Source organism: Haloarcula sp. H-hyl2 (assembly GCF_056934385.1).
This window is the reverse complement of the sequence record NZ_JBRIIJ010000005.1, coordinates 160,906-169,363: the sequence shown is the minus strand read 5'-3', so window position 1 is coordinate 169,363 and position 8,458 is coordinate 160,906. Positions and strand designations below refer to the sequence as shown.

The 8,458-nt window shown below is 54.5% G+C and carries 5 protein-coding genes and 4 pseudogenes; 7 read left to right on the top strand and 2 right to left on the bottom strand.

All coding sequences use genetic code 11. The features are described 5' to 3' along the window. Nucleotides 1-411 (bottom strand): annotated as a pseudogene (locus tag Hhyl2_RS20855) (IS630-like element ISHwa16 family transposase); the annotation flags it as partial. Between the two features lie 145 nt (nt 412-556). Between Hhyl2_RS20855 and Hhyl2_RS20850 the strand changes: the two are divergent. The 7 genes and pseudogenes from Hhyl2_RS20850 to Hhyl2_RS20820 all read left to right on the top strand — a co-directional run. Continuing rightward, nucleotides 557-1,048: a radical SAM protein gene (locus Hhyl2_RS20850; protein ID WP_483552709.1), complete on the top strand. Its 492-nt coding sequence runs from the start codon at nt 557-559 to the stop codon at nt 1,046-1,048. Nucleotides 1,049-1,277: 229 nt separating this feature from the next. Beyond that, nucleotides 1,278-2,552 carry an IS4 family transposase gene (locus tag Hhyl2_RS20845; RefSeq protein WP_483552710.1) on the top strand — a complete coding sequence of 425 codons (1,275 nt, stop codon included), beginning with the start codon at nt 1,278-1,280 and terminating at the stop codon, nt 2,550-2,552. Nucleotides 2,553-2,955: 403 nt separating this feature from the next. Then, complete coding sequence (locus Hhyl2_RS20840; protein WP_483552715.1) at nt 2,956-3,354, top strand: SPASM domain-containing protein; 399 nt, start codon at nt 2,956-2,958, stop codon at nt 3,352-3,354. Between the two features lie 283 nt (nt 3,355-3,637). After that, a pseudogene (locus Hhyl2_RS20835) lies at nt 3,638-4,432 on the top strand (transposase); the annotation flags it as partial. Between the two features lie 47 nt (nt 4,433-4,479). Next, nucleotides 4,480-5,616, top strand: a complete 1,137-nt coding sequence (locus tag Hhyl2_RS20830; RefSeq protein ID WP_483552708.1) for an ISH3 family transposase — start codon at nt 4,480-4,482, stop codon at nt 5,614-5,616. A 173-nt stretch (nt 5,617-5,789) separates the two neighbouring features. Further along, nucleotides 5,790-5,993, top strand: a pseudogene (locus Hhyl2_RS20825) (transposase); the annotation flags it as partial. A 178-nt stretch (nt 5,994-6,171) separates the two neighbouring features. After that, a pseudogene (locus Hhyl2_RS20820) lies at nt 6,172-6,944 on the top strand (IS5 family transposase); the annotation flags it as partial. A 35-nt stretch (nt 6,945-6,979) separates the two neighbouring features. Here the strand turns inward: Hhyl2_RS20820 and Hhyl2_RS20815 are convergent. Continuing rightward, nucleotides 6,980-8,383: a sulfatase family protein gene (locus Hhyl2_RS20815; RefSeq protein ID WP_483552707.1), complete on the bottom strand. Its 1,404-nt coding sequence runs from the start codon at nt 8,381-8,383 to the stop codon at nt 6,980-6,982. Nucleotides 8,384-8,458 lie beyond the last annotated feature (75 nt).

Genomic DNA, 8,458 nt, shown 5'->3' with positions numbered 1-8,458 from the left:
TTCGGCCTCGTTCATCAGCCGAGAGACGCGCCGCTGCGAGTGGGCAATGTAGAATTGTTCGACGAGATACCGTTGAACAAGAGCCGAACTCCAAGCTGGTTCGTCGTAGCCTGCTTGCTCGGGAGAATTGTGGAGGGTGGCGGCAAATTGGTCAAACTGATGCTCACTAAGTTCGGGCGCTTGTCATCGTGGAGTGCATTTTCGAAGTCGCGCTCTTCGAACCGATTCAGCCACCCGTATACCGTGGTTCGTGCCAACCATACATCGATTCCATCTTGTCCGGTAAGAGTCCATGCAAATACTCACGAGCAGCAATCAGGCGCTTGATTGCCTTCCCATCAGATTCCTTTCTGAGCTGATCACGGACTTGTTGACTCTCCAGAGAGGGGACTTATTCCCGTGCCTTGTCATGCCTACTGACTCTTAGAGGTGTATCCTGACAGAAATTGTGTGAAAGACTTAGACGATGGGTTCAGCACAGCATTAGGTACAGAGCACAGGGAAATTGAAGATATTCGGCAGAAAGTATTCTGCCTGCAGACCCACTCACTACCACATGTCTGAGGAGTCAGGAACCACACCGACTGCCGACCGGCCGTTTCACGTGATGACGAAACCCAACGGCCCGTCCTGCAACCTGGGGTGTGAGTATTGTTTCTACCTGGAAAAGGAGCAACTGTACCCCGAGCGGGCGGATTTCGCGATGTCCGAGGAGACTCTCGAGTCGTTCGTTCGCCAGTACATCGAAGCCCAGCCTGGACCTGTCGTCACGTTCGCGTGGCAGGGTGGAGAACCGACCCTCCTCGGCGTGGATTTCTTCCGGAAAGCCGTCCAGTTGCAGGAGAAACACGCTCCGGACGGGATGCGGGTTCAGAACACTATCCAGACGAACGGGATGCTTCTCGACGAGGAGTGGTGTGAGTTTTTCGCGGCGAACGACTTCCTCGTCGGCATCAGCGTTGACGGCCCCCGCCGCCTCCACGACAGATTCCGACGAACCAGGGGCGATATGGCGACGTTCGATCACGTGATGCGTGGCCTCTCGTGACTCCAAGACTATGGCGTGGAACACAACGTTCTCTGTGTCGTCAACGCTGTGAACAGCCGACACCCCCGCGAGGTGTACAAATTTTTCAAACAACAGGAAGAAAAGTGGATTCAGCATCCGTCTTTAGCTAAGAGACGAATCACGTGACAGCAGCGGCTTATCGAGGCTACTTTTCGAGAGGAATGAGGAGGAGTCCGCTGTGCACACTGACGCCTCCTCGTCGAGAATCATGCGTCGGCTCACTACACTGTTTCCCTCCGAGTTCCTCGAAGAGCACGCCGAGGAACTCGGCGTGGTCGAGCGAGAGGGCAAGCTTCAGATTCCTGTCCTCGTGTGGGCGCTCGTGTTCGGCTTCGCCGCAGGCGAGAGCCGAACACTCGCTGGGTTTAGACGCTGTTACAACGCTACAGCTGACGAACCGATCTCTTCTGGCGGTTTCTATCACCGGTTGACGCCGACACTCGCGGAATATCTCCGCGACCTCGTCGAGCGCGGCCTCGACGAGGTCGCTGTCCCTGATGCCGTTGACGCTGATATCGACCGATTCAGGGACGTGATGATCGCTGATGGAACGGTGTTGCGGTTGCACGAGTTCCTCTCTGATGAGTTCCAGGCCCGTCACGAGGAGCAGGCTGGAGCGAAGCTCCACCTGCTCCACAATGCCACCGACCAGACGATTGAACGGATCGATGTGACTGATGAGAAAACGCACGACAGCGCGCTGTTCAAGACAGGATCGTGGCTGCAAGGACGACTGGTTCTGTTTGATCGAGCGTACTTCAAGTACCGCCGCTTTGCGTTGATCGATGAGAATGACGGCTACTTTGTGAGTCGGCTGAAGCAGAACGCAAATCCGGTGATAACGACGGAATTACGGGAATGGCGCGGCCGCGCCATTCCCTTGGAGGGCGAGCAGATCCACCACGTGGTCGATGATCTCTCGCGGAAGTATATCGACGTAGAAGTCGAGGCAGAGTTCAAACGTGGGCCGTACAACGGCACACGGTCGCTGGACACGAAGCGGTTTCGCGTCGTCGGCGTCCGCAACGAGGACGCCGACGACTACCATCTCTACATCACGAATCTGCCGCGAGAGGAGTTTCTCCCGGCGGATCTAGCGACGCTGTATCGGTGTCGATGGGAGGTAGAAACGTTGTTCCGGGAATTGAAAACGCAGTATAAACTGGACGAATTCGACACGAACAATCCTGATGTCGTGAAAATTCTACTATACGCTGCGTTGCTGTCACTGTTGGTGAGCCGGGAGTTGTTGGATCTGGTCACCGAACAGGCCGACGATGAGATCGTGTTTCCGCCGGAACGCTGGGCGGCGACCTTCCGGTCGCACGCCCAGCTCATCCTCCACGAACTCGGTGAGTACCTCGGGTACTCGCCACCGCCGTTGCTGGAGCGGTTGATCGACGACGCACAGAAGATCCACCAGCAACGACCGATCTTACAAGAGACGCTCGCTACCGCTACGCAACCGAGGTGTGAGTCTTAGCTAAAGACGAATGGTGGATTCAGTTCATCCCGCTAGTCGAACCGATTGACACGATCGGATCTGATACTGCAAGCGACGGGACGTACGATAGGGGTGTGGGTGCTGATGACGTCGAACTGGATACCACCGAGGTCGAAGAATGCCACGAGATTCCCGAATGGGTCCGCAACCATGGCGGTGACGTCCGGCGCTGCGACGACGAGTATGCGACAGTTGTGGCGGCGGCAAGAAACGCTCCGGTCTCAAAACGGAGCGTGGACCCCGTGTCTTACGGCGAGTTCGTGTGTACTATTTTCGACGAGTGGGTACGAAACGATCTTGGCGACGTTTCAGTCCGTCTCTTTGACCAGTGCCTCGAACAACTCCTCAACGGGACAGCGAGCCTCTGTGTGTTCAGTGAAACCTGCGGTTCACAGGTCGCGATGGAACAAACGGGGACGTTTACGCCTGCGACCACTTCGTTGATCCAGGGTTCGAACGCGGAAATATCCACGAGACGCACTTGGCTGCTCTCGTCGACGACCCTGAGCAACAGCAGTTCGGCGAGTACAAGCGCGACGGGCTCCCCGAGCGCTGTCGAACCTGCGACGTACAGGAGTTCTGTCGTGGCGGCTGTCCGAAGAACTGGCTCCTCGAGACGCCCGCGGGCCGATCGGGGCTTAACTACCTTTGTCTCGGTTACCGCTGCTTCTTCACTTATGTCCAGCCGTATCTGGATGTCGTTGAGCAGACACTCGCCGAAAACTATCCGCTTCCCGTCGCAATGGAGCGGATTCGGATACTCGACTACAGTGGGTCGTAGTGTCGAACCTGAGGTCTGTCCAACTGTCGTTACAGGGAGTCCACCGACTCATGGTCCAAGAGGAGGGTCCGTCTCGGCGCGAAACTCCCTGCTTTCGCGGGGGCCTCGGTCAGACCCGCTATGGCCCGAGGCAGTAACTCGACCGGGCGAAAAATTCGACATTTCCGATCGCAGTAATCACGATGTGTGCATTCGCACCACAGTATAATGGATATCGGTGTTCATTACAATCCAGAGCGTGTCATAGAAAGCCTCCCAAGGGAGGCCGCAGGGTTTGGAAACTGTGTCCAGCAGTACCAACGCCCTGCAAGACGTAGCTTCGGTAGACGACTTCTTGAATGCGGCGACTACCGAGACAATACCGCTGTTCGACCATCTTGAGTTCGAGTTTCTGCTGGAGTACGACGTGTTCGCCCCCGACGAGCGGGGGCGAACACGAGTTCACGAGCCACCAGACCTCTTTCGCGGCTTTCTGCACTGCTACTACGAGGATGTCTACGGTACGCGTCCGGTTACACGAGAACTTCAGCACGGCCTTGTCTGGTACTACTGCGGCCTCGACAAACCGCCATCCAGAGACACGGTTGATCGCTTTCTCACTGACCTTGAACACGTCATCGACGATGTCTTCGACAGACTCGTCGAGCAAGCCACCGTCCGTGGCCTGCTCGACTCGACGTACTCTATCGATTCGACACACATCGAGGCGATTCAGTACAACGACGCGGCTTCATGGAACTACGACCCAACAGCTGAAGAGTACTACTACGGCTTCGGCTGTACGATCGTCTCGACCGGCGCAAAGATCCCGATTGCAGCGGAGTTCACACAAGCTAAACAAGCGGATCAGGAGACGGCGATGCGCGTCACGCGTGACGCGCTCGCCGTCGATACACCAGTCTGGATGCTTGGAGACAGCGCTTACGACATCCTCGATTGGCACGACCACCTGCTGGCCGCAGGGATCGTGCCAATCGCTCCATACAATCCGCGAAACACTGACGACCCGAAAGACATCGAGTACAGGGTCGAAGACCGAATCGAGGAACACTGCGAGGATGTTCAGCTGAAACAGTCTCAGTACTTCACAAAGCCGGTTAGTTGAGAGGTCTGCTTGCTGAAGGTGTGCCTACGACCCCGCAAGCAGACGGTGAAATCCACGAGGACCAGCTTCTTAACTTTCTCGTCAACACGCTTGACGAGGAAGTTTCACTCGGTCTCAGCGCTAATGCTGAAATCGAAGCTGAGGATATCTACGAGGTCCTCGTCGGCGCTTGCGCCGACGGGACCTCGATATCTGAACTCTGCGAGAACAGTGAGGATTCTCCCCATCAGAACACGATTCTGTACCACCTCCGCGTGAAGTTCGACCTAACGTCGGTTGGACAAGTCGGGAACGCACTCCTGCAAAAGGACGTTCTAGAGGTTCTCCCCGAGCAGGTGGAGGTCGTCGCAGACCTCCACCTGCGGCCTTACTACGGTGACAGGGACGAAACAGACGGCCTCTACCACTCAGAGGCAAAACGTGGAACCACCGCGTTCCACGCATATGCAACACTGTACGCGCGTGTGAAGAATAAGCGATACACGCTGGCGGTGCGCCGTCTCGTCGACGGCGACACCGCCAGCAGCGTCCTCGCTGAATTTCTTGGTCTGCTCGACGGCCTTGACCTCGGTGTCAAGGCCGTCTATCTTGACCGCGAATTCTACGATAGCAAGTGTCTCACGCTCCTTCAGGCACACAATTACGCGTACGTGATGCCTATCGTCCGATGGGGAAAGACGATCAAGCAGGAACTCTCGGAAGGATGGAGCCGCGCCATCCAACACGAGCTGACAGGGAAACTCGACGGTCACAGCTGGACCGTCGAGTTTCCCATCTACATCGACTGTACCTACCAAAACGGACGATACGGCGAACACGGAGTGGCGCGTCACGGCTACGCCGCTGACGCGCCGTTCATTGACACACCGCGAGAGGCTCGATACCACTACTCGAAACGCTTCGGTATCGAGGCCAGCTACCGACTCTCCGAACAAAGCATTGTAACGACCACAACGCAGAATCCGGTTGTACGGCTGTTGTACGTCGTGGTTAGTCTACTCTTGCAGAATGTGTGGCGGTATCTCCATTGGGAGTATGTGGCGACGCCCCGCCGTGGCGGGCGTCACCTCTGGTCCTGGTCGTTCGAGGAGTTCATCAACATGTTGTGTCGGGCCGTCCCCGCGAACCGGCCACCGGACGACCGGTTCTACCGGTGATCACCGACCGAGGACGCCACCTCGTGAGTGGCAACGCTGCCGCGTCGGCGGCTGATCGCCGCCGACAGCGGCAGCTCGGCCCTCGATTAGCGTTCTTCGACCACTATCGACGACTCATCCCAACAGAATAGGTGACTCAACTCAGGTCAACTGGCGACGCTTTGTGAGGTACTGAGTCTATCTTGGACGAGACGTACAACAACCGGACAGGAGTCGAACGAACTAACGACGCAGTCAAGGACTGCGGCCTCGGGCACGTCCGCGCCCGAGGCCGCGTCCACGCACGAACAGAGGTGTTCGTTGCGCTCTGCCTCCGACTCGTCGTTGCAATCACCAACAACGAGCGAGGGAACGAACCGGGCTGTGAGATGCTATGAGATGGATTCTATGACACGCTCATCCAGACAATGAATACGCGCATATTCAACGCAGGAGGTCAACTCTGCAAAACTATCTAATCTTCTGACGACCGGTATAGAGAGGCGAAGCGGGAAAATTCCAATAGCCCATGTTTAAAATCCCCGCTCCACAAGAAACGTCGGTCAGTTAGCTTAAAATGTTGTTGGTGTCCAAGGCGAATCCGGCGCCCCCGAAGGGCGGGGCGGCGGATACGCTCTCGTATCGCTGCATTGCCTCCGGGTTTACTTGGAGAAGTCCTACCGAGAGACGCTAGATCTGCTGAGCGAGATACCAAATATTCTTAGGGAGATCGCCGGTCCGAGGCCGAGCTCCCTCATCACCCGACGCTTGTGAAGTGGTTTGATAGGAGCAAGACAGCACTCTGGCGAGTGCTTCTGCGCCTGTCGGCGCAACTGCACGACTTGAGTGGTCACGCTGCCATCGATGCGACGTTTTTTGACCGCGAAAACGCCAGCAAACACTACTGTCGACAGACGAATTACCGGGTTCAGACACTCAAAACAACAGCGCTCGTCGATACAGAAAGCCACGCGATTCTAGACGTTCACTGTACGACCGAGAAACGCCACTACACACAGCTCGGCTGGCAGGTCGCCCGCCCCAATGCAGGCGACCTGACCAGCCTCGCTGCAGACAAAGGCTAGGACTGGATGGACTTACGTGGAAAACTTCGCTAAGAGGGCGTAAGACCGCTAATCAAACACCGCGAGTACCGGCCCAACGATCCGCGCGTTGTGCGCGTGATCGATGGGCCTCGCTACCGCCAACGAGCGATATGTGAGATCGCCTTTTCGACGATCAAGCGGACGCACGGCTTCGCCGAGCGTGCGCGAATTTGGTACGGTGAATTTCGAGAACTCGTTCTGATGTGTGCGGTTCACAACATTCAACAGGCGGTGAAACAGTGAAACCAAGCTACGTCTGGCGGTTCACCAGTGCCAATTCATATAGTGTCTGGCATACGGCGCTCTAATTTGTCGAAAATCTTCTCTTGCATCTCTTGATATGCCGGTCGATCCCAGAGATTTGTTTCATCAGGTATCTCCTCCGATATGTCGTACATTTCAAATACGTGATGACCGTCAGGGGCTTTCTGTCTAATCAATTTGTAACCATCTGTGACCACCATCCACGAATTCTGTAATTCACTATATGTAGTGCCATCCCACTCCTTTGATGAAGGGTCGTTCAATAGCGGTTGGAGAGATCTACCTGCTGTTTCGGAACTATGGTCGATCTTACAAGATTCCAAGATCGTATCGTAGAGACTGATATTGTTCACGACATGCTGGGTTCGCGCCCCAGTCATCGACTGTGTACGCGGATCATCAATGACAAGTGGGACCCGAACTGAGTTCTCGTACATCGTTCCTTTGGCAAACCAGCCGAACTGACCCGCGTGATCTCCGTGGTCGCTTGTAAAAATAACTACTGTCTCTTCCTTGAGACCCTGGCGTTCGAGTTCATCTAAGATTCTACCGATTCCGCGGTCAATCATAGAGATTTGTCCATAATATGCTGCGAGTACTTTCCGATATTGCTCCTCAGACCAATCGTACTCATCAAAATATCTCGCTACGATATCGCTCTGAATCGTGGCTCTCCCACAGGGTCTTTTACTTGGATCGAGAGAAAGCTCAGGTGGGATTGTAATATTGTCTGGATCATAATAATTTTCCCATTTACCAGGCGCAGCCATTGGCTGATGGGGGCCGAAATAGGATGAAAAAAGGAAAAATGGCTCATCGGAATACTCTTCGAGGAATTCTAATGACTTTTGAGTTACCCAAGTATTCGAATGTTCTTCTTCAGTACGCCAATTTGATCCCATCAAGAACCGGTACATGTTATACCGCTCCAGAAGGGCATTTTCATCGGAATTTGCTAACTCAATTACCTCCTGGATATCCCCATCAAACTTCTTTTCAGCCAGCCAATAGACGTAATCTGAACACCACGGCTCTTCTTCGTCATAGACATCGTACATCGCATCGTGCACTTCTCTAATATCAAAGCCATGTGAGGTGTTTTTTGGGTTCAAGTGAAGTTTCCCAACTAAACCAGTTGTGTAACCGTTCTGCTGGAGTACTTGAGGGAGAAGAGAAACATCTGTATCGTATTGGGAATTGTTACCGCTAAATCCATGTGATTGTGGGTACTGACCAGTGAAAATCGAAGCGCGAGAGGGGCCACAAATTGGCGACGGACAGTATGCATTATCAAAGACTACACCAGAGTCAGCAAGTCGGTCGATGTTTGGTGTCTCAATATCGGGATGATTTGCGTAGCTCAATGCCTGATAATTGTGCTGATCCGTCATGATGAAAACAATATTTGGGCTGTCCATCAACCAGATGTTTATTTAATATATGCTAATGCGTACCGATTCCAGATTATATTGCTTATATTAGAGGGTGACTCC

What these genes read in the sequence shown, in the direction of transcription:
- Hhyl2_RS20850 (WP_483552709.1), top strand. Translation starts at nt 557, where the DNA reads ATGTCTGAGGAGTCAGGAACCACACCGACTGCCGACCGGCCGTTTCAC.
- Hhyl2_RS20845 (WP_483552710.1), top strand. Translation starts at nt 1,278, where the DNA reads ATGCGTCGGCTCACTACACTGTTTCCCTCCGAGTTCCTCGAAGAGCAC.
- Hhyl2_RS20815 (WP_483552707.1), bottom strand. Translation starts at nt 8,383, where the DNA reads ATGGACAGCCCAAATATTGTTTTCATCATGACGGATCAGCACAATTAT.